The following is a 23,596-nucleotide window of genomic DNA, read 5'->3' on the forward strand; positions in this document are numbered from 1 at the left end:
CCTGTGCCCACTGTCGGCGCATACTAATGAAGCCTTGTGCAGGCAACCCCTGATCATCGGGGTCGCCAGATTGGAGAGAAGCCATGGCGTCGACCTTCCACTCGCCGCTCCCTGCGGGCATGGTCCGACCGCCCGACCCAGGCGCGTCCCGGGTTCGACCGGGTGGCGTCCACAATCCCGGGCCGCTGCTATCCGCCAAGTCCGACCGCCAGACAACGGAAGCTCAGCGCTTACTTGCTGAACGCAACCGGTTGTTGGCCGCGGGAATGGTCGTGCTCCAGCGCTGCGGTGACTTCAAAGTCGAAACTGTACTTCGCCAAGCTGGCCTGTCCACACGAAGCTTCTACCGACATTTTGAGAAGAAGAATGACCTTCTAGTGGCGCTGTTTGAGCTCGGGCTAACCGACATCGCCGCCGGGCTTCGGCGGGTGACCACGGCCGCGGACACACCGCCGGAAAAAATCCGCGCCTGGGCAGCCACCGTTATCGGTATTCCCTACCGGCAAAACATGTCCAAGCGGGCGTCGACGTACGCCGCAAACCTGCGCCATCTTCGGTCGGAGTATCCAGACATCGTTCAACGGTGTGCCGAACTGTCCAAGGCGCCCCTGGTGGAAGCGATAAGCGAAGGCCGCACCGGAGGGCAGCTAGGTTCCGACGACCCCGCGGCGGATGGGGAAGTCATCTTTCAACTGGTGACCAGCATGGCCGCCGATCAGGCCGTAACGCGCCGTGCGATTCCCCGAGAGGAGATCGAACGCGCGGTCATGCCCTTCATCAGTCGTGCGATCGAGATGTGCTGACCAGCTGAACCTCTGACGCTTCCACCGGCTGGCGCGGACCCGAAGGTCCATTTCGCGGCTCGACGGCTGAACCCTTGCCGCGGAACGTATTCAATGGCCACCAGAACCAGCGGCCCAACGCCGCCGCAATAGAAGGGGTCATGAAGGCCCGCACAATCAGCGTGTCGACCAGCAACCCCAACCCAATCGTGGTGCCGATCTGTCCGACCAGCCGTAGATCGCTGATGATCATCGTCATCATGGTGAAGGCGAACACCAGCCCCGCGGCAGTGACGACCCGGCCAGATGCGCCCATGCCACGGATGATCGACGTATTGAGACCGGCATCGATGCCCTCTTGCAGCCTCGACACCAGCATCAGGTTGTAGTCCGAACCGACGGCCAACAGGATGACGACCGACAGCGGTAGCGCCACCCACTGGATTCCGGAGCCAATCAGGTGTTGCCAGACAATGACCGATAGTCCGCAAGCCATCCCCAACGATGCCGCAACCGTGCCGACAATGACCAGCGCAGCAACGATGCTGCGGGTGACGAGCAGCATGATCGAGAAGATGATGATCAACGACGCAATGCCTACGACCAGCAAGTCGACCACGACGCCGCGCTGTATGTCGGAGTAAGCCGAGCCGGGACCCGTCAGCCACACCCGCGCCCCCTCCAACGGCGTACCTTTTATCGCGTCGGCTACCGCGTCTTTGATACCTGCGACGTGTTTGATCCCGTCAACCGAGACGGGATCGTATTCGTGGGTGATGACGAATCGCACAGCCTTGCCGTCGGGCGAGACAAACAGCTTCAGCACACGCTGAAAATCGGCGTTCTCGAACACCTCCAGGGGCAGGTAGAACAGATCGTCATTTTTGGCCTCATCAAAATGTTGCCCCATCAAAGACGCTCCCTCTGCCGATTCTTGAACCAGCGCCTGGAGGCCCGCGGCCCGACTCTGCGTCGACAATGTCAACGCGCGCACCGTCTTCAACGAGGCGATCAGCTGCGGAAAATCAGCCAGCAGTTCAGGCATGAGCCCGTCCGCGTGGTCGAAGTCACGGCTTAGCCCTGTCAGCGTTTCCGAGATCTGATCCACACTGTCGACGACATCGAGAACCGATCGCAGGGACCAGCAGGCCGGAATGTCGAAGCAATGCGGTTCCCAATGAAAATAGTTCCGAATAGGCCTGAAAAAATCATCGAAATCCGCGATACGATCGCGCGCCTCATTGGCGGTATCGATTATGTCATGGGTTCCGGACGTCATGCTGTGGGTCGCAGCCGTCAAATCCTCCATGACCGCATATGTGTGTTCCATGATGGCGATCGTTCTCCCCATCTCGTCCGCCATCTGTAACGCCTCTGCCGTGCTGTCATTCATAAACTTGGCCGTCTGAAGAGTCCCCGAATTCTTCATGGCGATCTGAAACGGGATCGATCCGTGCTCGAGCGGCGAACCCAACGGTCGGGTGATGGTCTGTACACGAGCGATGCCGCGCTCATGGAAGACGCTCTTCGCTATCCTGTCGACGAGGAGCATGCCCGCGGGATCACGCAGATCTCGATCGGTTTCCACCATCAGCAATTCCGGATTCATACGCGCCTGCGTGAAATGGCGCTCGGCGGCCATATACGCCACATTCGCGGGCATATCCGATGGGGTGAATTTTTGATCATTGTATTTCGGAACATAGGTGAGAAGACCGCCGAAGCCTATGGCCGCAATCGCCGCCGTTACCAGAAAGATTGGCTTCGGCCACCGAACCACCGCGGCACCAATCCTGCGCCAGCGACGCGTCGACAGTTCTCGTTTCGGGTCCAACAGGCCAAACCGAGATGCGAGGACAAGTACCGCCGGCGCGAAGGTCAGCGCTGAGATGACTATGACAACCATCGCCACTGCGCAGGGCAATCCCAAATTGTGAAAAGTCGGCAGCTGGGCCGCGGTCAAGCACAAACACGCTCCCGCGATAGTCATGCCCGACGCCAAGATGACGTGGTAAACACCACGAAAAGCCGTGTAAAATGCCATCTCGCGGTCTTCGCCCAGCGACCGGGCTTCATGATAGCGCCCCTGCAGGAAGATCAAGTAGTCTGTTGCCGCAGCAATGCTCAGCGCCGTGATGGTACTGGTGGCAAACGGAGTAATGCTGATGACGCCAAGGTTGCCAAGATTCGCAGTGATCGTTTGTGCGGCGAATAACTCGACGATGACCACCAGCAGGCAGATGATGGCGGTCACGGGCGAGCGGTAGATCGCCAACAGCATCACCAAGATCACGACGACCGAGGCCAAGGCCATTTTGGCGAAGCTCTCGTGCGCCACCACATTGGTGTCACCGACGAGCACGGTGTTTCCGGTGAGGCGAGCGGTCACCCCTTCGGGTGCCGGTATGCGATCCACGACCTGCCGGACCGCCGCGACAGATTCGTTGCTTCGGGTACTACCCTGATCGCCGACGAGAAATACCTGAACGTAGGCGGCCTTACCGTCCGCGCTTTCCGAACTTCCAGCCGTGATCGGGTCACTCCAGAAGTCCTGAACATGTTCGACGTGGTCGGTGTCCGCTCTAAGGGCGTCGACGATCTGATTGCAGAAATCGTGCGCGGCCTCGTTGAGCTTGTCGTGCCCTTCTAGGACGACCATTGCCGATGAGTCAGAGCTGAACTCATCAAATGCCTCGCCTATTCGCCTCATCGCCTGGGACGCAGAGCTGCCTTCCGGCATCACCGCGACCGCTCGCTGACTCGCGACATCCTCCAGGGGTGGCGAGGTGAGCGACAGAATGCCGGCACTGATGATCCAGAACATGATCACCGGCACCGCCGCCGTGCGCACCAGGCGCGCAAGAGCCGGACGCAGGTTGGAGATGTCGCCTGCCTTCATACGGATTTCACGAGGCAGTAGATGAAGGGGCGGTATTGACTGCTACCCCGGTCGTCGCGCACCTCGCCGTCGACGATGACCCGGCATCGCAACGAGCCGGTGTCGGTGCTTGCCTGGGCTACAACGTTCGCCGACATCGATGGCAACGTCGTCACAACAGTGAACGACCACGGCAACGTTGCCTGGTCGATGAGATTCGGTTGCCCGTTCTCATCGAGATAGTTGATACTCGCACTCCCACCTTCCGTCCCCGTCAGCTCGTAGACGATGCGCTTGGGATTGAAGGTCTGCAGACTTTCCGTGTTGAGATCACTGCGGCGCGCCACGCTGTCGATCTGAAATGTATCGCGAATGCGGATCACCACGATCCCGCCCACCACGATCACCACGACCAGAACCGACGGTATCCACATCCTCGTTAAGAATCCGGACATTCCCCTCCTGCCATCGCCAAAGTTCCTGGGCAACTGCCCCGTTGACTGCATCGCCTCAGCGCTGCACGCCCGCAGCGGGATCCTCCCGCCGGTGCACGACGATCTTCGCGCCGTCTTTTGGCGTAAGAGCGACGCCACCGGAGTCGACGCGCTCGTCCGCGGCAGTGGCGGGCTCAACGCTGAAATGCCGTAACACCGTTCGGAGGATCACATCGATCTCTAGGCTGGCGAAGACGGAACCCAGACAGCGTCGAGTGCCCCCGCCGAAGGGCAACCACGCATGTGAAGGAACGGGCTTTCCGATGAAGCGCTGCGGGTCGAACCGTTGCGGATCAGGAAAATCCTCCGCTCGATTATGAAGATGGGAAAGCGCGATCATCACCGTCGCACCACAAGGGATACTCCAGTCGCCGAGCTCGAAGCTGTCGGCGTGGACCTTACGTCCAACCAAAGCGATGACCGGACGGGATCGTAGCGTCTCCGCGATCACCGCTCTGCGGTACTCATTGCCGTCGGTCATCGCCTCCGCTGTGACTTTGTCTAGCACGTCGCGATGGCGCGTGATCCGCTCGAAAGCCCAAGCCAGTGTTGCCGCCGTGGTCTCGTGGCCCGCCGCGAGCAGTGTCAGCAACTCGTCAGCGATCTCCTTCGGAGTCATCGCAGAGCCGTCATCGTAGACGGCCCTGAGCAGCAGACTCAGGATGTCGGTGCGAGTGTCGAATTCCGGATCGGCCTTTACGTTCTCCACGAGCCGGCCGATGGCATCGTGATACGCCTGCCGTCTTTCGCGGAACCTGCCCCATGGTGTGCGATGCCCCCTTACTCGGCGTCGGATGAAGCGCGGGACGGGCAGAACAGCCAGGCGCGATCCCAGTTGTACAAGGGGTGGCACCAACTGCCGCAGCTCGTTGAGGTGGTCACCGTTTGCGCCGAAAACAACCCGTAGCATCACCTCCAGGCTTATGCGCGTCGCCGATGGCAGAACGGCGAACGGTTGCCCCGTGGGCCACCCTTCGCATTCACGCAGCGTCTCCTCGACAAATATCTGCTCGAAATTGGCGCAGCTCTTGCCATGGAACATTGGCGTGAGCAGGCGTCGGCGCCGACGGTGTTCAGATCCGTCGAGTGCGAACACCGAACTCGACCCCAGAAGGCCACCCAAGTTCGGTGCACTGCAGCCCATCTCGTCATTCGCTGCGGTAAACACCTGTCGCGCGTGTTCAGGGCTGGCGACCACCACGGATCTCCCGTAGACGGGGACGGTCAGGGTGAACATATCGCCGTAACGACGCACACATTCGTCGATAACCTGAGTACGTCGATACCAGAACAACGAGCGGAATTTTGGCGCCAGCAGTTTTGGTCCCGGCGGAAGTCCCGACGAAGTTGCCGGGAATTCTTCGCGAGTCGACGCGCTCGCGTATCGCAAGTCGGACATGCCGGCCCCTCTCACTTCTGAGATCGCTTCCAAGCCGTCCACTAGAACCGTTGGTGGACTTAGAGTCTCTGTACTGTGAGGACGTTGCTCGATGTCACCCTGCCGCCGCCGTCGCGGCAACCGCAGCGTCAGCCGGACTCGGAAGTTCTCCGGAGAACACAGCACGAATCGCGTCGGTCCACTGCGCCGACCGTCCGGTTGCCGGGTCTACCTTGGTTATCGACCGATACCCTCGCGCGTGCTCGCCTTCATCGCTCCTCACGATGAACTCGAAAGTGGCGCTGCTCCTGCCGATGTGAGACATCCAGAAGACCAGCTCGACCTCACCGATGCGGCGAACGGGCGCTCCGAAGGTCAGTTTCATCTCGCGGGCGACGACAAACACGTCTTCGTCTCCCAGCTGAAAGCCCATCCTCGACACACAAGCGGTTATTCCACGCTCGACGAGCGCATAGTAGCGTCCGGCATGGAGCATTCCGAATGCGTCCAGATCATCGAAGTAGACCCGACACTTTTCCACATAGGCCTTGTCGGGCAGACCTTCGCAATCAGTGGCGTCACAATCGATAGTCATCGACATTCTCTTGCCGTCCTTGGGATTCGATGGGCCCCGGGGGTAGACCCAAGAGCTGGGTGGTGGTGCAGCCTGCACCGCCCAGCGGTGATGGCCACACAACGCACCGTATGCAGTCCCCACCCGTCACGCGATGACTCTGCGTCTCAGTTGTTTTGACTGACCGTCTCAACAACGAGCATCGATACACCGCCGATCTGAGTGGGACCACTGATATAGGAGTGGCGTTGGTGCCGCGGAGGGAACGCCGCTTCGAAAATGGGATTGTCAGCGAATTGCCAGATCTTGATGGACAACGTCACGAATGATCGATAACTTCAGCAGCCGATGCACGCGGCACTCACGCCCGTGCCCAAGACAGCGGAAACTTGAGGTGCACCAGTGATTCGTGGTCACAGCGGCGGCCCCGTCGGAGGCCCGGTTGAATACATCGCCCGTCGTGGTCCGATGAATCCTGTTGGGATGCATCGGGTTAGCACGTTAGTTGGCCGCGGTCACTCCCATGCCCTACATGACCGCCCCATCAGCCATCTGGCGGCGGCGTCCACCCACAACCCCTCTCGAGAAGTGGCCCTCCGGAACCCCACTCCCACCGCTGATATCAAAGCGAACGCCCACCAGCCAGCCATGAACGCGGGCCGTAAGCCCGGCGATTCCGACAAGACGGCAGACGAGCGCAGCCGGCTGCTGGCAGCCGCCACACAGGTTCTTCAGGGCAGCGGTTGGTGGGGCTTCAAGATCGAAAGCGTTCTCCGACGCGCGGGTCTGTCAACGCGGAGCTTCTACCGACATTTCGAGAAGAAGAACGATCTCTTGATGGCTCTGCTGGAGGTTGAACTCGACCGGGCGGCCGATTGCTTGCAGCGGGCCACCACAGCCGCCGACACACCGTGGGAAAAAGTCCGCGCCTATGTTGACACCACTCTCGACTTGGCCTATCGCGAAGACTTGGCGAAGGCGGCATCGCTGTTCGCCCTGCATTGGCGTGAGCTACTGCCGGACTATCCGAATGAAATCCGGCGGTGCACCGAACGGATGCGAGCCCCTTTGGTGGAAGCCATCATCGAGGGCCATACTCGCGGCGACTTCCACTCGGACGACCCCTTCGCGGACGCACGCGCGATCTTCCACCTCGTGGCAAGCATGATGGCCGATCAGACTGCATCTGGCGGTGCCACACCACGTGAGAAACTCGAACACATCCTGATACCGTTCATAAACCGTGCGCTCGTCCCAAGCAACGCGGATCCTGGCGCATAGCGATCACTAACGGCTTCATCCCACGACCGCTTCCGATTGAGCTGACATCTCCTTCCGGCATCAACGTCGGAACGCCCCGCGGACTCGCGCGGTCCTGGCTGGCTCTGCATAGGCCGTGCGCCAAGGCAGTCGGCAACTCTGATGCGGACGCGCGTGCGGCTACGTTGCGGCGCCGATGAACTCGCGAAATCCGATCGCGATGCCTACCACCGCCCAAGAGATCGCACCGGCGCACCTTGGAGCTCATGTGGATCCGCGCCCAAACGCTGGGCGCATGCCGGCCTGGTTTGCTGAGTTCGATAACCGGACTCCCTTCCACAGTCTGGATCGCAATCCGGGAGTAACGGACACCCGCGCTGGAGCTCTGCCGGTTGAGCGAATTGCCATTCGCGGAATGCGTCCATCGACGATCGCCGAGTTCCGTGAAAATGGGGTTTCCAAAAGGAATTTGGATGCGGTCTCCCCAACAGCTAGAGCCGTCTCGTGCCGCGCCATCTACCCTGGTCAGGCACTTTTCAGTTGCGTCGGAAGGTTCCCCCTGCAACTGCCACGTGGAGCCAATTCCGCACATGAAGCGTTTGCTATGACGATTGCACACTCGCTGGGCTTGGAATAGCTTGACGGCATCCCAGCCTGGATCAGGTTGCGTTCGAATCCTTTTCATTGCCAGATGCAGGAGGCACCAAATGGCGGGTAGGCGGGCACGCACGCGGGCGCGTGGCACTAGGGCCCAACAGCACACCCGATTGGTGGCAGCAGGAACCACGGTAGGTGCGTTCCTGGCGTTAGGCATGACCCCGTTGGCCAGCATTCCGGCGCAGGCCGATCCATTGATGGACTGGGTCGTCGATCTGATCGATCCGGTGAGTTGGGCCTGGCTGAGCGGTGACGATCTCGTGAGTGGCGCCGGGCTGGATGCCCTGTTCGCGAGCTTGGATCAATCACTGGTGGTGGATGCCTATGCGCTGAGTTCATTACCGGCCGCACCTGGTCTGGCCGCCGTCGATGCGTCAGTGACGGACTGGTTCGGCACCTGGATCTACGACCCGATCTACAACGCCCAACAGGCCTGGATCACCGACCCGTTCGGTTCCTGGGTGAACGACAATCTGGTGAATCCGTTCGGGCAGAACCTCTTTGGACAAGATCTCATTGGCAACGGGACGGCCGGCCTCAGCGGCGGCACGCTGGCCGAGGCCGCGGGCGGCGACGGCGGATTGTTGTTCGGTGACGGCGGTGCTGGCGGCACCGCCGCCGATGGGACCGGCGGTGCTGGCGGGGACGCCCTGGGCTGGATCGGCAATGGCGGGGCCGGCGGCGACGGTGCCCTCGGTATGGCCGGCGGAACCGGTGGGACCGGCGGCTGGTTAATGGGCAACGGTGGCGCAGGCGGAGCTGGTGGACTCGGCCTGGAAGGCGGGACGGGCGGCAACGGCGGTGCCGGCGGCGATGCGTTGGGCTGGTTCGGTGACGGCGGCGTGGGCGGCATCGGCGGCGTGGGCGGCACCGGCACCACCGGAATGGCCGGCAGTTTGGGCACGGTGAGCCAACCCGCTGGCGACGGCACCAGCGGCGGCTTCGGCGGGACGGGCGGCACCGGTGGAACCGGTGGGCGAGCCGGCTCTTTGTTCGGCAATGGTGGCGCCGGTGGCGCAGGCGGTGTCGGCGGGGCCGGTGGTGCCGGCGGGATGGGCGGAATCGGCGCAACCGGTACGGACAGCCCCGATGCCGTCGGCGGCACGGGTGGCAATGGCGGCAACGGCGGCAACGGTGCGCAAGGCGGTACCGGCGGGGAAGGCGGCTACGGCGGCACCGGCAGCGCCTTCGGTGCCGTCGGCGCGCGCGGGGCCGGTGGGACGGGAGGCGTCGGCGGCGCCGCCGGCGACGGCGGGGCCGGCGGCTCCGGCGGCAACGGGGCGCTCGGCGGCGGAACGGGTGGCGACGGCGGGCTCGGCGGAACCCAGGGGGTCGGCGGCGGTGGCGGCAACGGCAGCTACTACGGCTTCAACGGTGCCGACGGCACCCTCGGGGGTAACGGCGGGGCCGGCGGGGCCGGCGGCAACGGCACCGGCGCCGGAAGCGACGGCGGCCAGGGCGGTTACGGCGGTGACGCGCTCCTCCACGGCAATGGCGGTGCAGGCGGTGCCGGTGGAACCGGAGCGGCGGGTGTCGCGGGCAACACCTCCACGGACGCTGGCGCGGACGGCGCCGACGGCGGTACCGGCGGCGCCGGGGGCCGCGGTGGCACCGGCGGAAACAGCGGAACCTCTTCGGGCAACGGCGGGGCCGGCGGCCTGGGTGGGGCCGGCGGCGTCGGTGGGACCGGCGGTGATGGCACCGACGGCGCAAGTGGCGACGACGCCGCAGCCGGAAGCGGCGCCGCAGGTGGCAACGGCGGCGCTGCCGGGTCCGGCGGTAACGGGGGTGCCGGGGGCGCCGGCGGGCACGGCGGCGAAGGCGGCGCCGTGCGCAACATCTGGGGCGAAGGCGTGTGGGGCGAGCGCGGCGCCGGTGGGGTCGGCGGCGACGGCGGCGCTGCCGGTAGAGCCGGCAATGGTGGGGCCGGCGGCGCGGGTGCCGATGGCGGCCAGAGCGACGCTGCGGGTGCCGGCGGCAACGGCGGCGCGGGCGGCGAGCGCGGCGTAGCCGGGGCGGGTGGCCTCGGCGGGCTCAACGCAGGCGGCGGTGTGCGTTCGGCCAGCGGCGCGACCGGCGCCAGCGCGACCGTGGGCGGCGATGGTGGGGCCGGCGGCAACGGCGGCGTCGGGACGGTGGTCGGGCAAAGTGGGGGCGCCGGCGGCACCGGCGGCGCGGCTGGAGCCATCGGTAACGGCGGGGCTGGTGGTAACGGCGGGGCAGGCGCAGCGGGAACGGACGGAACCAACTCCACCATGCCGGGCGGCGACGGCACCCGCGGCAGTCACGGCGCGCTTGGCGGCAACGGCGGCGCGGGCGGGGCTGGCGGCAGCACATCCGGCAACGGCGGCAACGGCGGATCTGGTGGCCGAGGTGGCGCGGGCGGGGCCGGTGGCCATGGCGCCGGCGGCGCAGAAGGCAACGACGCTGGCGACGGCACCGGTGAGGCCGGTGGGGCCGGCGGTGACGCCGGGGACGGCGGTGCAGGCGGCACCGGCGGTACGGGCGGCAATGGTGGGGCCGGCGGCACCTCTGCGCACGGCGCCGCGGGGCTGCACGGGGCGGGCGGCGTGGGCGGCGCGGGCGGCGCGGCCGGCAACGCCGGTAACGGCGGCATGGGCGGTCACGGGGCCGGCGGCGGAACGGCTGCCAGCGCCGCGGCCGGCGGCGCCGGCGGGCAAGGCGGGGAACGCGGCAGCGTCGGCAACGGCGGCACTGGTGGTTTCGGCGCCGACGGCACCCGAGCAGCCAGCGGCGCGGCCGGTGCGAGCGCTACCGGTGGCAACGGTGGTATGGGCGGTTACGGCGGTGACGGTGTGGTGTTCAGCGATGGCACCGCGCAAGCCGGCGGCGTCGGCGGTGCGGGAGGCTCGGCCGGCACGGCCGGCAACGGGGGTTCCGGCGGGGCCGGTGGTGATGGCGCGGGCGCTGTCACCGGCGACGGCGGGGCCGGCGGCGCAGGCGGCGTCGGCGGAACGGCCCTGCACGGTGCAGCGGGTCGCGGGGGCGACGGCGGCGACGGTGGCAGCGCCGGTGCGGTGGGTAACGGCGGTGCGGGTGGTGCCGGCGGTGCGGGCGCCGCCGGCGCGAACGGCACTACCGATAGCACCACGGGCAACGGCATCGACGGATTCGCCGGCGGGACCGGGGGCCGCGGCGGCGCGGGTGGCGCCGGTGGCAGCACCTCCGGCAACGGTGGAACCGGAGGCGTCGGTGGTCTGGGCGGGGCCGGTGGGAGCGGCGGAGCCGGTAGTGATGGCGCCGCTGGCGCGAACGCCGCTGCCGGTAGCGGTAACGGCGGCGTTGCGGGCGGTGACGCCGGCGACGGGGGCAACGGCGGCCGTGGCGGCGCCGGCGGTGCGGGCGGCGTGGGCGGTACCGCTGCCCAGGGCAACAGCGGTGCCGCGGGCGCCGGAGGTTCAGGCGGTAGCGGCGGGGCTGCCGGTAACGCCGGTAACGGCGGGGCCGGCGGTAACGGAGCCGGCGGCGGTAACAACGCCCAAGCCGGCGCGGGCGGTGCTGGCGGGCTGGGCGGCAACCGAGGCAACGCCGGGCTGGGCGGCACCGGTGGGCTGGGTGCCGACGGCGCTCGGGCTGCCGACGGTGTCGCGGGCACGGCCGGTACCGGTGGCGACGGCGGAGCTGGCGGCGCGGGCGGCACAGGAGTGCTGCTGGCCGACGGAATCACCCAGATCGGCGGCGACGGCGGCCGAGGCGGCGCCGCGGGAATGGTCGGCACCGGCGGTGCCGGCGGCAACGGCGGTAACGGAGCGGCAGGTGCGGCAGGCGTCACCTCCACGACTGCGGGCGTAGACGGCGGCAACGGCGCAACCGGTGCGGCCGGAGGCAACGGCGGAACCGGCGGAGCCGGCGGAGCCACTTCCGGCGACGGCGGTGCCGGCGGGATCGGAGGTACCGGTGGTGCCGGCGGCAATGGCGGGTACGGCACCAACGGCGCGGCTGGAGCCAACGCGGTGTCCGGCAGCGGTGCCGCTGGCGGAGACGCCGGGAACGGCGGGAACGGCGGCACCGGCGGCCAGGGCGGTGTCGGTGGCAACGGCGGTGCGGGCGGCCTTGCGGTAAACGGCCAGTCGGGGGCGCACGGGTCCGGCGGCCAGGGTGGTGTGGGCGGGAACGCCGGAGATGCCGGCAATGGCGGGACCGGCGGGACCGGCGCCGGCGGTGGGACCGCTGCCGCCGCCGGCAACGGCGGAGCCGGCGGCCACGGTGGCACCCGGGGAACCGTCGGCACCGGCGGAAGCGGTGGGCTGGGCGGCGACGGCACGCGGGCCGCTGACGGCGCGGCCGGCGCCGCCGGGATCGGCGGTGACGGCGGCACCGGTGGAGTCGGCGGCGCAGGCGAACTGCTCACCGACGGCACCGCACAGAACGGCGGCGACGGAGGTTATGGCGGCGTAGCCGGCGCGATCGGTAACGGCGGCACCGGCGGTGTCGGTGGGGCCGGCGGGAATGGTGCGGCCGGAGTGACGTCCACCGACCCGGGCGTCGACGGTACCGCGGGCCGCCAAGCCGGGGCTGGCGGTAACGGCGGTATGGGTGGCGCCGGTGGCACCACCGCGGGCAACGGTGGCGACGGCGGCGTCGGGGGAGAGGGCGGTACCGGTGGTGCCGGCGGGTCCGGCAGCAATGGCCAGTCGTACCTCAGCGGCGGCAAAAACGGTGGTGACGCCGGTAACGGCGCCGACGGCGGCAACGGCGGACGCGGTGGTAACGGCGGCGCAGGCGGCACGGCCGCTCACGGCCAGGCCGGCAACCAAGGCGCAGGCGGTAACGGCGGCCACGGCGGTGCAGCCGGAGTGGCCGGACACGGCGGTAATGGGGGCAACGGCGCCCCCGGCCACCTAGCTGGTGGCAACGGCGGCCGCGGCGGCGACCCCGGCACTGCCGGCGCCGGGGCGGCCGGCGGCGACGGATCCACCGCCGGTGCGCACGGTGCCGCCGGTGCCCCGGTCAACAGCGGCGGCCACGGCGGCAACGGCGGCAACGGCCACGACGGCGACCCCGGCCCCTTCCAGAAGGGCTACTCCGGCGGCAACGGCGGCGACGGTGGCCTCTACGGCAACGGCGGCAACGGCGGCAACGGCGGGCGAGGCAGTGACGGCGCCAAGGGTAACGGCGGTGACGACGCTGGCTTCGGCGAGATCGGTGGCTACGGCGGCGACGGCGGCAACGGCGGCAACGGCGGCCTCGGCGGCAACGGCGGCAACGGCGGCCACGGCGGCCTCGGCGGCAACGGCGGCGACGGACAGGACAACCCGGCCTCAATGGCTGGCGGCGACGGCGGCACCGGCGGCCTCGGCGGCAATGGCGGCCTCGGCGGCAACGGCGGCGGCCCCGGTGGCAACGGCGGTGCCGGTGGCAACGGCGGTGCCGGCGGTACCGGCGGAGAGGGCGGCAGCATCGACATCCAGTACCAGGGCACCGGCGGCGACGGCGGCCACGGCGGGCCTGCCGGTTCCGGCGGCAACGGCGGCAACGCCGGCGGGCCCGGCGGTGCCGGCGGCGACGGCGGCAATGGCGGCGACGGCGGCGACGGCGGCGACGGCGGCTTCGGCCGCCTCGGGGGCGGTGCGGGCGCCGAAGGCGGCTACAACGGCGCGAGCGGCAACGGCGGCACCGGTTCCGGCGGCCCCGGCGAGCCCGGTTACCCGACCATTCGCCCGGGTTATCCCGGAGCAGCTCCCGACGGTGTGTGGGGTGGCGACGGCGGCCAAGGCAACGGCGGCGCGCGCGGCGGTAACGGCGGCCCGGCAGGCCCAGCCGGCGGGTTACCCGGATACCCCGGCTAGCGCAGTTCGGATGCGGCCGGTGTCGGCGGCGCGCTGGCACATCGGACCGCAAAGCCAACCGCCAGCGGCTAGGTCAGGTGATACCCCTACCGTCGCCGCAACCGGTTCTCGCGCCCTAGACACCGGCCGCCATGTTCCTGGTGGCCACCATCGACCAAGGTGGCGAGGCCACCGGGCGCGACGCACTGCCGGATCTGTCTGGAATGGTTCGTGCGGTCGCGTTCCGGGAGACCCGTCCAAGCAGTTCGCGCTGGTCACTTCGATCCGATCGCAGGCCTTCGACCGGCCGTTTTCAGGCCCGCAGCTGGCCGAACTACATCCGTTCATCGAGCTGCCGGGGCTGGACCACCCCGGGTGATCTACTGTTCCATCTCCGCTCGGAATCACTTGATGTGTGGTTCGAGCCGGCCGGCCGGATTGTCACGTCGAGGCCAGCAGCGCGGCGCGGGCGGCCGGCAGTTCGGCAACCGCGATCTTCTCGGCTTTGGCGACAACATGGAAACCCTGGCGGGCTGGGCCCGGCCGAAGCGACACAGATCGGTGACGAGGGCCCCGAGAATGAACGGGCGATCATGCGCACGAAAACTCGAATACGTCGAATTCGCGGCAGCGACGCCGACATCGTGTACCTAATACCCGCAGGGAAACGGCAGCGCGATTCTGTGCCCTACCGCTGAGCTTTGGTCGTGCTCGACACGTGCCGAACGACTCCGAACTGCTGCGCCGCTGTCACGCGACGGTCCCCGTTCGCCGCCTCAGCCGCTCGCGCCGTCTGCACCGGCGAGACCGTCCCAGCCGACCCTGCCGGTCGCGCCGGTCGCGCCCGTCGCGCCGCGCCCCATGAACGGGCTTGTGGTACCGCCGGCTCCACCAGCACCGCCAGCACCGCCGGCACCGCCGCCACCACCGGCACCGCCCGCGCCGCCGACACCGTGGTTGCCGTCGCCGTATCCCGCAGCCAAGGCCTGGCCCGAGGTCCCGCCGGCACCGCCGGCACCACCAGCTCCGCCGGTACCACCAGCACCACCAACACCGCCGGCACCGCCGTTGCCACCGGACAGTGCGCCGAGGCCGGTGGCGTTACCCCCCGCACCGCCCGCTCCTCCAGCAGCGCCAGTGGCGCCGTCACCACCCGCGCCGCCACCACCGCCGGTCCCGCCGTCACCGCCGAAGCCCGCCAGCCATCCGCCGGCACCCCCAGCGCCGCCGGCGCCGCCGGCGCCACCAGCTTGACCCACGGCTCCGGTACCGCCGGTGCCACCGGTACCTCCAGTGCCGCCGGTCGCGAAGCCGACCGCGCCAGCGGTAACGCTCGCGTTGCCGCCGGTTCCCCCGACGCCGCCGGCAGCTCCGATACCGCCGGCACCACCGTGACCTCCGCCACCACCGAAACCCTGATTGTGGTGAACGTTCACCGTGAAGTCACGGGTGCCTCCCTCCACATACGAGCTGGGCGTGAAGGCCACGTTGGCGCCAGTACCGCCGGTGCCACCGATTTGTCCGGCGGCACCACCGTCCGCACCCGCACCGCCGTTGTGTCCGACCCAGCCGAAGTAGTAGTCGTAGATCACCGGGTAGCCGCCGCTCTTGGTGAAACTGAGCTGGACGTCGCCGAAACTACCGATATTGGCACCGCGGGCCGCCGTGCCCGTGGATCCCGGATTGACGCCGTTGGCGCCGGTGCTGCCGCTGCCGCCAGCCCCGCCAACGCCACCGTTGCCCACTGACCCAGCGATTCCGCCGTCCCCGCCGGCACCACCGCTACCGCCTGCGACGGTGGCGTGACCGCCGTCCCCGCCGGCACCGCCATTGCCGCCGGACCCTAGGCTCGCGCGGCTGTCGCCAGCCGCACCGTTCGCGGCGTATGACCCATTACCGCTAAAACCGCCCTGGCCACCGGCTCCGCCAGCACCGGCATTACCGCCGGCACCGCCGGCCCCGCCGCCACCGCCGCTGGGCCCGTCGGCGCCGTGTCCACCGGCTCCGCCGTTACCGCCGATCCCCCCGGCACCACCGCTGCCGCCCGCACCGCCGATGCCGTGACTGCCTGAGCTGTATCCGGACGCTTGCGCCAACCCGCCGGCACCGCCGTTACCCCCGCCACCACCGTCACCGCCGGACGCACCGTCGCCCCCAGCACCGCCGGCACCGCCGCTGTCGCCGGCCGCCGTTGCGTTGGCGCCGTTACCGCCGTGGCCGCCCGCTCCCCCATAGCCGCCGTTGCCGCCGACGCCGCCGTTACCGCCGGCGCCACCGTCACCCATGAGCGCCCCGCCGGCCCCACCGGCGCCGCCGTTACCGCCGTTACCGCCGGCCTGACCGGCGTAGACCGAGGCATAGCCGGAAGTACCGTCCTTGTCAGCGGCGGTCCCGTCGAAGCCTCCTGCTGAGACGAAGGGCATACCGACGCCAGACCGGCCGTTGCCGCCGTGACCGCCGGCACCGCCATAACCGCTCAATCCAGCGTTGCCGCCGGCGCCACCGTCACCGCCGTGGCCGCCGGTAACGGTGGCGTCCCCGCCGTCACCGCCGACGCCGCCATTACCGCTGGCGGTGAGGAAGGCGTCCGGCCACCTCCCCGCCGTGCTGCCGCCGGCGCCCCCGGCACCGCCGGCACCACCGGTGGGACCGTCCGCACCGGCACCGCCGTTGCCCCCGTCACCGGCGACCGCGTTCAGACCGCCGTCACCGCCGGCACCGCCGTTACCGCCGGAACCGCCGGCAGCAGTGGCATTGCCTCCGTGGCCGCCATCGCCACCGTTACCGCCCAGCGCTCCGCTGGCGCCGGCCTGGCCGCTGAAGGTGGTGACGCGACCGGCACCGCCCAGGCCGGCCGCTCCCCCAGCGCCGGGGTCACCGCCGGTACCGCCGTTGCCGCCGTCGTGACCGGAGACACCGTCACCGCCGGCACCACCGTTGCCGCCGATGGCACCCGCCCCGCCGTCCCCTCCGTCACCGCCCAAACCTTGAAAGCCGGCAGCGGCAAAGATTCCACCGGCACCCCCAGCACCCCCGGAGCCGCCGTTCCCTCCTGCTCCGCCGGCGCCACCCGCTCCGCCGGCCCCACCGTGGCCACCGTGGCCGACGAAGCCGTCCGCCATCCCGCCGTTCGCGCCGTCCCCGCCGTTACCTCCGATGACGCCATCGCCGCCACTGGCGCCGAGTCCGCCGTTGCCGCCATTGCCACCAGCGCCGAAGACGCCGCCAGCGCCACCAGTACCGCCGGCACCACCAGCACCGCCAGCCTGCCCGGCCGCACCGGTGTGTCCGGCCGCGCCGTCAGCGCCCGGAAGGCCAATCCATGACAACCCAACAGCCAAGTTGACGCCATCAGCCCCGGCCACACCATTGCCACCGTCGCCCCCAGCACCACCGACACCGGCCAGCAAGCCCCCTGCGCCGCCGCTGCCACCGGCACCGCCGGCAGCACCGGCAACCGCGGCATCAGCACCAGCTCCGCCGTCGCCCCCGTTGCCGATCAGCCCCGCGTCGCCACCGGCCATTCCCGCGCCGCCGTTAACCCCGGTCGTCCCGGCGGCACCGGCGCCGCCATCACCGAACAAGAACCCGCCATCACCAAGGTCCCCGAATATGCCGGACCTACCCCACAGCGACGTGTTGACGCCGGTGAACTCGTCGATGCCGTTACCGATCAGGGTCCGCCCGAACAGTTCCACGAACGGCCAGTTGACGAACTCGTTTACCGCCATGCCCATCGGACTGTTGATCCAGGCCTGCGTCAACTCTTCCAGTGCACCAGAAATATAAAGACCCGATACCCAAGCGAAAACGGGGTCGTCGGTACCACCCAGCGCAGGCCCCGCGAGCGCCCATCCGATGGAATCGCCCGCCTCAGCCAAGCTCGCCGCCGCTACCCCAGAGTCACCATCGGCACCGTGGGCCCAAACAGCATCGTAGGCAAACCCGTTCGCCTCGCTATCGAACTCCGTGTTGTCAGCGATCGGATCGGCGAACAGATCGAGAACATCTGCACAGGCAACCTCTGAGGTAAGCAGCATCAACTTCAGCGCCAGACCAGCCGCGGCGCCCAATCCCACCACACGACGCCGAGCGGTCCGCCCTCGTTCATGGCAACGCTTCGAACCGCGACGACCCGCCATCCAGCACACTCCTGACATCTCGTTCGAAAGGTCGGTCAAGGTAGCGATGGATCGCATTGGCCGCGAGCCCCTCGATGCTGAAAACAGTTCGCCAGGCCGCCTATCGGCGCCTTCGCGTCCAGCCACCGCCGGAAACGTCGGACCGTCCCATGCAGCTTGTCACCCCCGCCCCGCAGACTGGCGTCGAAACAAAGGCAAGGGGCTAGCGTCACCGCCCCGGAAACAACATCGCCCCTAGTTTTGGATCCGTTCAACCTACGCGAAACATGTTGAGCTACAGCGGTCTCGTAGTAAATGACCCTACGTCTCACGTTTCAGTGCATCCTGTGTCGAAGCCGGCTAGCGGCCAGCAACCTTCCGAACCATGGTCTACAGACCCACTGTTGCGGCCGACGCCGGCCATACCGGCTGCCGAGCACGCTTCACCGAGAACGTCGCTTTCACTTGCGAACGATTGATACCAACCAGGAATGAATGACGCTAGCGTCAAATCGGTTTCACGGAAGTCATGAAAAATGACAGACAGCCCGCAAACCCAATCCCACCGCCGGCGTCCGGTGCAGTATGTGGTACCGCCAACGACCTTCTTGGTACGCACGCCTCCCGCAGCTTCACCGAGCGCCTACTTGCAATCGAGAGTGATCGAGATAGGAGACGAGCGCAATGCAGATCCCGGATGCCGAAGCGATGCAGGCATTCAACAGGGCCGTTGTCGAGGAGTTCCGAAGCAACGGCGGCAAGGTGGGTGGCCAATTCGAGGGGGCCGACCTGTTGTTGTTGACGACGACCGGCGCGAAGTCCCGTCAGCAACGGCTGACCCCGCTGGCCTATCTCCGCATCGACGGTCGCCTGATAATCATCGGCTCCTATGCCGGGGCCGACGTCCACCCCGCTTGGGTGCACAATCTTCGGGCATATCCGCGGGCGAAAGTGGAGATCGGCACGACGCGCTATGACGCCGTTGCGTTCGAATTGCCCGCAGCAGAGCGTGACGAGATCTTCTCTCGGATCATCGCAGTCGCACCCGGATTCGCCGACTACCAAGCACGAACGGCCCGAGTGATTCCGCTCTTCGAGTTGCAGCGCACCCGTTGATGCCCCGGCCCGATTTGAGGCGTCCGAGCACACCAGCGCGAGCTCGTCCATCGCCGATCGCAGGCCCCGGATCCGATCTCCGCCCCGCGGCCCAGGCGGGCAAAGAACCACTTGCTTGATGGCACAGTCTCTTTGCCTTGATGCGGCGGCTACCGTCAGCGGTAGCCGCCGCATCGTCGTCGCGTCCACTGCTTTGCGTTCACCGTCGCGGTCAGCTGCGTTCGCTGTCTACGTGCTCCGTCTAGCCGACACGGCGGCATCAACGCCGTGAAAACCCCATTCCGCAATTTATCCCTCGGCGAACACGTCGCGATGGGTTACCGTAATTTCGTTGAAGGCGGTTGACGTCGAGACGATCGACGAAACTGCTTGGCAGGGAAGGCTATTCATGCACAATTCGTATCCCGTGAGTCTCGACAATGAGTACTTGGCCGACCGCAGCACTCCGCAGGGCACGCCGGCTTCGCCGGACCTCGACTGGGAGGACGACCCATTTCTCCCCGTACTGTGCCGTCCGGCCGTTCATTTGCCAGAACACGTCATCACGCTTGACCAGACCTTGAAGTTGGCTGAGGAACTGCACCGTCTCCATCCGCAATATGACTTGGCCGTACAGCTGATCAGCAACACCGGGGTTCGCACCCGCCATATCGTGCAGCCGGTCGAGGTGACCCGGGAGCACCCCGGATTCGAGATCCGCAACGCGGTATATGTCCGTGAAGCCAAAGCACGGATCCCCGGTGTCGTGTCCGAGGCACTTGCGAACGCGGAAGTGGCAGTTGATCAGATCGATGCGATCGTGTTCGTTTCGTGCACCGGCTTTACCATGCCTTCGCTGACCGCGTGGATGATCAATAACCTCGGATTTCGCAACGATATCTGTCAGATCCCGATCGCGCAGCTCGGCTGTGCAGCAGGGGGTTCGGCGATCAACAGAGCACGGGATTTCTGCGTGGCACATCCAGGTTCGAATGTGCTGATCGTGGCTTGCGAGTTCTGTTCACTCTGCTATCAGCCGACCGACCTAGCCGTGGGAAATCTGCTGTCGAACGGCCTGTTCGGTGACGCCGTAGCCGCCGCAGTGGTTCGAGGCGACGGATACGGGGTGGGGCTGCGGATCGAGCACAGCGGGACACGTCTCGTTCCCGACACCGAGGACTGGATCTCCTATGCAGTAAAAGCCACGGGCTTTCATTTTTTACTCGACAAGCGTGTGCCCGGAACTATGGAGCAACTTGCGCCAGTGCTGACCGATATCGCCGCACAACGCGGTTGGGACGCAACGTGTCTGGACTTCTATGTTATCCACGCAGGTGGACCTCGGATTCTCGACGACCTGTCCAAGTATTTGAAAGTTCCTGCCGACAGCTTTGCCCACAGCAGAGCCACGTTGACGGAGTGCGGCAACATCGCTTCAGCGGTTGTACTGGATGCCCTGCGTCGGCAGTTTGAGGAGGGCGACCTGGTAGAAGGCGCCCGGGGAATGATCGCCGGCTTCGGTCCAGGCATCACTGCCGAAGTCGCAATAGGGACTTGGACCGGCGCTACCCCACAAGTCGTTGCGCGATCGGAGTCGCGCAGTCTCGAAACCAACCTCGCCTAAAGGAAACTATGATGACCTCCACCCTCAGCTCTACCTCCGAAACCCTCACGATCGGCAACGATCTCACCGTCAACCGACTTGGTTACGGCGCAATGCATCTGACCGGCCCCGGAATGTGGGGCGATACGCTGGATCCAGACAATGCGATTGCACTTCTGCGCCGCGCCGTGGAGCTCGGGGTCAACTTCATCGACACCGCCGACTCTTACGGACCCGGGAGTAACGAGCGCATCATCCGCCAAGCCCTGCACCCTTATCCCGACGATCTCGTCATCTGCACCAAGGGCGGCTTGTTGCGATCGGGTCCCAAGGACTGGGCACGTGATGATGCTCCGTACATCGTTCCGCTGGGTCGCCCCGAATACCTTCGCCAGCAGGTCGAAGTCAGCCTTCACAACCTTGGCGTCGAGTGCATAGATCTGTACCAGCTGCACAGCATTGACCCGACCGTACCTGTTTCCGACCAATTCGGTGAGTTGGTAAGGCTGCAAGAGCAAGGCAAGATCCGGCACATCGGCGTCTCGGGTCAGCCCGAAGTCGATGCTGCCACGCTGAAAGAACTGAGCCAGCACGCCAAAGTCGTTGCTGTCGAGAACCTGTTCAACGTTGCCGATCGGTCCGGAATTGAGGCGTTGCGATACGCCGAGGCCAACGATATGGCTTTCATTCCGTGGTTCCCGCTGGGCCATGGCGACCTCGTCGGACCCGACAGCCCGTTGAAGGCAGTCGCCGCCCAATTCGGGGTATCGCCGTCGCAGCTGGCCTTGTCGTGGTTACTCCACGTCGCTCCGAACACCTTGCTTATTCCGGGCACCACGTCCATCGCACACCTCGAGCACAATCTCGCAGCTAAGGACCTGCAACTTACCGCAGACGATCTGACGGCGATCACCACGGCCGTCGACCAGTCGGGGGTCGAAGTTTGGCGACCAACACGATGATTGAGCATCCGAACGCCACGGTGCTCCGCGATATCTATGCCGACCTGACCCGGATTTCGGATTACGTTGCCGACGATGTCGTTCTGCACGCAGCTGAACGTGACATTCCTGGAGCCGTTCCCATCTATGCTGGCGCGCAGGCTGTTCTGGAGAAGGAAGTTGACCTGGTCTTGAGGACGGCCGGCACCCTGGTGATGGACGTCGACTTTGTCGCCGCGAATGACCACTTTGGCGCGGCCTCCGGACATCTGCGCGCCAGCCTGAACGGCGAATCCATCGCCATGCCGTTCTGCGGATTGTGGCGATTTCGTGACGGGCGCATTGTCGAGCACTGGGAAAACGCTTATTCCGCAGCTGCATTCGCCGAGTTTTTGGCGCGTAACCCCCTGCCTTTGACGTCTCACACACCCGTTGGGTAGACGTCAAATGCGGACGGCAAGCGGTCCGCGCCTGATCTGCCTCGACCGACTCCGATCGTTCAAGGGAAGGAGCTGACATGACCGAACTTTCTATGGTCATGGCAAGCAGTGCTGAGAATCAGATCCCCTCGGCGCCAGGCGCATTGCCGGTGGTTGGGCATATGTTCCGGCTTCGCCGTGACCCGCTGGGCTTCTTGGACTCATTTCCCTCAGATGCCGACCTCGTTCGGTTCCGCGTTGGACCTAAGCAAATGACAATGGTCCGGAATCCGGAACTGGCACACCAGATGCTGTGCGATGACCGCACCTTCGATAAAGGCGGACCATTGATCGAACTGGTCAAGCCCTTGGTCACCGACGGCCTGGCCACATGTCCTCGCAGTCGGCACCGCAAGTATCGCCGACTTATCCAGCCCGTCTTCGACCCGACTCGCCTGCCGGGGTATGCCAACGTATTCACCGCGACAACCGGCCTCATCACATCACGATGGGGCGATGGCTGTGAGATCGACGTACCGGTAGAAATGCGCAGAATCGCCATACACGCCGCGGTGCAAGTGTTGTTTTCGGGTGTGCTGGCTCCCGACGTGGTTGATCACCTAGCCGATGACTTCACGGATTTTCTGGCTGTGGTCGCACAACGCGTTGGCCATCCGCCCTATTTCCACTGGGTACCGACTCCCGCCAACCGTCGTTTCAACCAGGCGGTCGCCCGTATCCGCCAGACCCTCCGCCATGTGATCGCCGAGCGCCGGTCTGAGGGCAAGGGCTACGATGACCTTCTCACGGCTTTGCTGGCAACCACCGACGACGGGCGTCCGGCACTAACCGACGACCAGATCCTTGGTCATGCAGCCACCTTCATCGCTGCTCCCACCGCCACCATCGCCAGCGTCATGGGATGGGTTCTGTTCATGGTCAGCAGCCACCCCGATATTGCGGCTCGACTCCAGACCGAAGTCGATACCGTCTTGGCCGGAGATCCGGCCGGCTTTGAGCATGTATCCGAGCTCAAGCTCACCCGGAACATCATCACGGAAACCCTGAGGATGTACCCCAGCGTGTGGATCATGACGCGCGTGGTCACCGCCGCTACACGACTCGGCGGGCATGATCTTCCTGCCGGAACGATCCTTACCTACAGTCCCTACCTCATGGGGCGCAGCGCCCACTACGACAACCCCGACTGCTTCGCCCCTGACCGCTGGGATGAATCGCGCTCCAGCCCACCACGGAATACGTTTGTTCCCTTCGGTAAGGGCGCGCGGCAATGCATCGCTGCCCAAGTCGCGCCCCTCGAAATGACCCTCATTCTTGCGACCATCGCTTCACGCTGGACCCTCACGACCGTCCCCGGCACGCCGCTGCGTCCACGTGCAACTGTCAACCTGACCGCACGCGGGCTGCGCCTTCGCACCACTCTTCGCCGCCCTTCGATCGCAATCAGCCACCGCGACCACGGCGAACACATCCGACGTCTCGATTCAATCGCGGGGACCAGTCGGTCAATTCGGCGAAAGCCGTGGCTGATTTAGCCTGCTTGTCGGGCTCAATATCGTCGGGTCCCGGCTGATTACCGCATCG

Annotated in this window: 13 protein-coding genes and 1 pseudogene; 9 read left to right on the forward strand and 5 right to left on the reverse strand. The window is 66.6% G+C overall.

The genetic code is table 11. The annotated features are described in order from the left end of the window. Positions 1-83 precede the first annotated feature (83 nt). Entirely contained in the window at positions 84-803 is a 720-nt protein-coding gene (locus ACJH71_RS19165; RefSeq protein ID WP_406759569.1) for a TetR/AcrR family transcriptional regulator, read from the forward strand. Here the strand turns inward: ACJH71_RS19165 and ACJH71_RS19170 are convergent. The 4 genes from ACJH71_RS19170 to ACJH71_RS19185 form a co-directional block, all read right to left on the reverse strand. Continuing rightward, positions 778-3,681, reverse strand: coding sequence for an RND family transporter (locus tag ACJH71_RS19170; protein WP_406759570.1), 2,904 nt, complete (start codon positions 3,679-3,681; stop codon positions 778-780). The genes ACJH71_RS19165 and ACJH71_RS19170 overlap by 26 nt on opposite strands. Then, complete coding sequence (locus tag ACJH71_RS19175) at positions 3,678-4,166, reverse strand: MmpS family transport accessory protein (RefSeq protein ID WP_406759571.1); 489 nt, start codon at positions 4,164-4,166, stop codon at positions 3,678-3,680. The genes ACJH71_RS19170 and ACJH71_RS19175 overlap by 4 nt, the downstream gene beginning before the upstream one ends. 4 nt (positions 4,167-4,170) lie before the next feature. Then, positions 4,171-5,553: a cytochrome P450 gene (locus ACJH71_RS19180; RefSeq protein ID WP_406759572.1), complete on the reverse strand. Its 1,383-nt coding sequence runs from the start codon at positions 5,551-5,553 to the stop codon at positions 4,171-4,173. 94 nt (positions 5,554-5,647) lie between these two features. Further along, positions 5,648-6,133 (reverse strand): acyl-CoA thioesterase, encoded by a 486-nt coding sequence (locus ACJH71_RS19185; RefSeq protein WP_406759573.1) that lies wholly within the window; start codon positions 6,131-6,133, stop codon positions 5,648-5,650. A gap of 621 nt (positions 6,134-6,754) precedes the next feature. On the opposite strand from ACJH71_RS19185, the gene ACJH71_RS19190 reads away from it, so the two are divergent. The 3 genes and pseudogenes from ACJH71_RS19190 to ACJH71_RS19200 all read left to right on the forward strand — a co-directional run. Then, complete coding sequence (locus ACJH71_RS19190; protein WP_406759574.1) at positions 6,755-7,387, forward strand: TetR/AcrR family transcriptional regulator; 633 nt, start codon at positions 6,755-6,757, stop codon at positions 7,385-7,387. Positions 7,388-8,136: 749 nt separating this feature from the next. After that, the gene (locus tag ACJH71_RS19195) at positions 8,137-13,833 is read left to right on the forward strand and encodes a PE family protein (RefSeq protein WP_406759575.1); all 5,697 of its coding nucleotides are present in this window, start codon (positions 8,137-8,139) and stop codon (positions 13,831-13,833) included. A gap of 131 nt (positions 13,834-13,964) precedes the next feature. Continuing rightward, positions 13,965-14,390 (forward strand): annotated as a pseudogene (locus ACJH71_RS19200) (Dyp-type peroxidase domain-containing protein); the annotation flags it as partial. 198 nt (positions 14,391-14,588) lie between these two features. Here the strand turns inward: ACJH71_RS19200 and ACJH71_RS19205 are convergent. Continuing rightward, complete coding sequence (locus ACJH71_RS19205; RefSeq protein WP_406759668.1) at positions 14,589-17,549, reverse strand: PE family protein; 2,961 nt, start codon at positions 17,547-17,549, stop codon at positions 14,589-14,591. A 1,068-nt stretch (positions 17,550-18,617) separates the two neighbouring features. Here ACJH71_RS19205 and ACJH71_RS19210 point away from each other — a divergent pair. The 5 genes from ACJH71_RS19210 (at position 18,618) to ACJH71_RS19230 (ending at position 23,547) form a co-directional block, all read left to right on the forward strand. Next, positions 18,618-19,049 (forward strand): nitroreductase family deazaflavin-dependent oxidoreductase, encoded by a 432-nt coding sequence (locus ACJH71_RS19210; protein ID WP_406759576.1) that lies wholly within the window; start codon positions 18,618-18,620, stop codon positions 19,047-19,049. A 331-nt stretch (positions 19,050-19,380) separates the two neighbouring features. After that, positions 19,381-20,652, forward strand: coding sequence for a type III polyketide synthase (locus ACJH71_RS19215; RefSeq protein ID WP_406759577.1), 1,272 nt, complete (start codon positions 19,381-19,383; stop codon positions 20,650-20,652). A gap of 8 nt (positions 20,653-20,660) precedes the next feature. After that, on the forward strand, positions 20,661-21,593 hold the full coding sequence (locus ACJH71_RS19220) for an aldo/keto reductase (protein WP_406759578.1): 933 nt from the start codon (positions 20,661-20,663) through the stop codon (positions 21,591-21,593). Beyond that, positions 21,575-22,012, forward strand: coding sequence for a nuclear transport factor 2 family protein (locus tag ACJH71_RS19225; RefSeq protein ID WP_406759579.1), 438 nt, complete (start codon positions 21,575-21,577; stop codon positions 22,010-22,012). Before ACJH71_RS19220 ends, ACJH71_RS19225 begins: the two co-directional genes overlap by 19 nt. Before the next feature lie 77 nt (positions 22,013-22,089). Further along, positions 22,090-23,547 (forward strand): cytochrome P450, encoded by a 1,458-nt coding sequence (locus ACJH71_RS19230; protein ID WP_406759580.1) that lies wholly within the window; start codon positions 22,090-22,092, stop codon positions 23,545-23,547. Positions 23,548-23,596: the final 49 nt, after the last annotated feature.

The sequence above is a fragment of the Mycobacterium sp. SMC-15 genome (assembly GCF_045310925.1).
In the GTDB taxonomy this organism is placed as follows: domain Bacteria; phylum Actinomycetota; class Actinomycetes; order Mycobacteriales; family Mycobacteriaceae; genus Mycobacterium.

Bases quoted from the DNA above. Each gene is read 5' to 3' on its own strand.
- ACJH71_RS19165 (WP_406759569.1), top strand. From the start codon at position 84: ATGGCGTCGACCTTCCACTCGCCGCTCCCTGCGGGCATGGTCCGACCG.
- ACJH71_RS19170 (WP_406759570.1), bottom strand. From the start codon at position 3,681: ATGAAGGCAGGCGACATCTCCAACCTGCGTCCGGCTCTTGCGCGCCTG.
- ACJH71_RS19175 (WP_406759571.1), bottom strand. From the start codon at position 4,166: ATGCAGTCAACGGGGCAGTTGCCCAGGAACTTTGGCGATGGCAGGAGG.
- ACJH71_RS19180 (WP_406759572.1), bottom strand. From the start codon at position 5,553: ATGTCCGACTTGCGATACGCGAGCGCGTCGACTCGCGAAGAATTCCCG.
- ACJH71_RS19185 (WP_406759573.1), bottom strand. From the start codon at position 6,133: ATGTCGATGACTATCGATTGTGACGCCACTGATTGCGAAGGTCTGCCC.
- ACJH71_RS19190 (WP_406759574.1), top strand. From the start codon at position 6,755: ATGAACGCGGGCCGTAAGCCCGGCGATTCCGACAAGACGGCAGACGAG.
- ACJH71_RS19205 (WP_406759668.1), bottom strand. From the start codon at position 17,549: ATGGGCATGGCGGTAAACGAGTTCGTCAACTGGCCGTTCGTGGAACTG.
- ACJH71_RS19210 (WP_406759576.1), top strand. From the start codon at position 18,618: ATGCAGATCCCGGATGCCGAAGCGATGCAGGCATTCAACAGGGCCGTT.
- ACJH71_RS19220 (WP_406759578.1), top strand. From the start codon at position 20,661: ATGATGACCTCCACCCTCAGCTCTACCTCCGAAACCCTCACGATCGGC.
- ACJH71_RS19230 (WP_406759580.1), top strand. From the start codon at position 22,090: ATGACCGAACTTTCTATGGTCATGGCAAGCAGTGCTGAGAATCAGATC.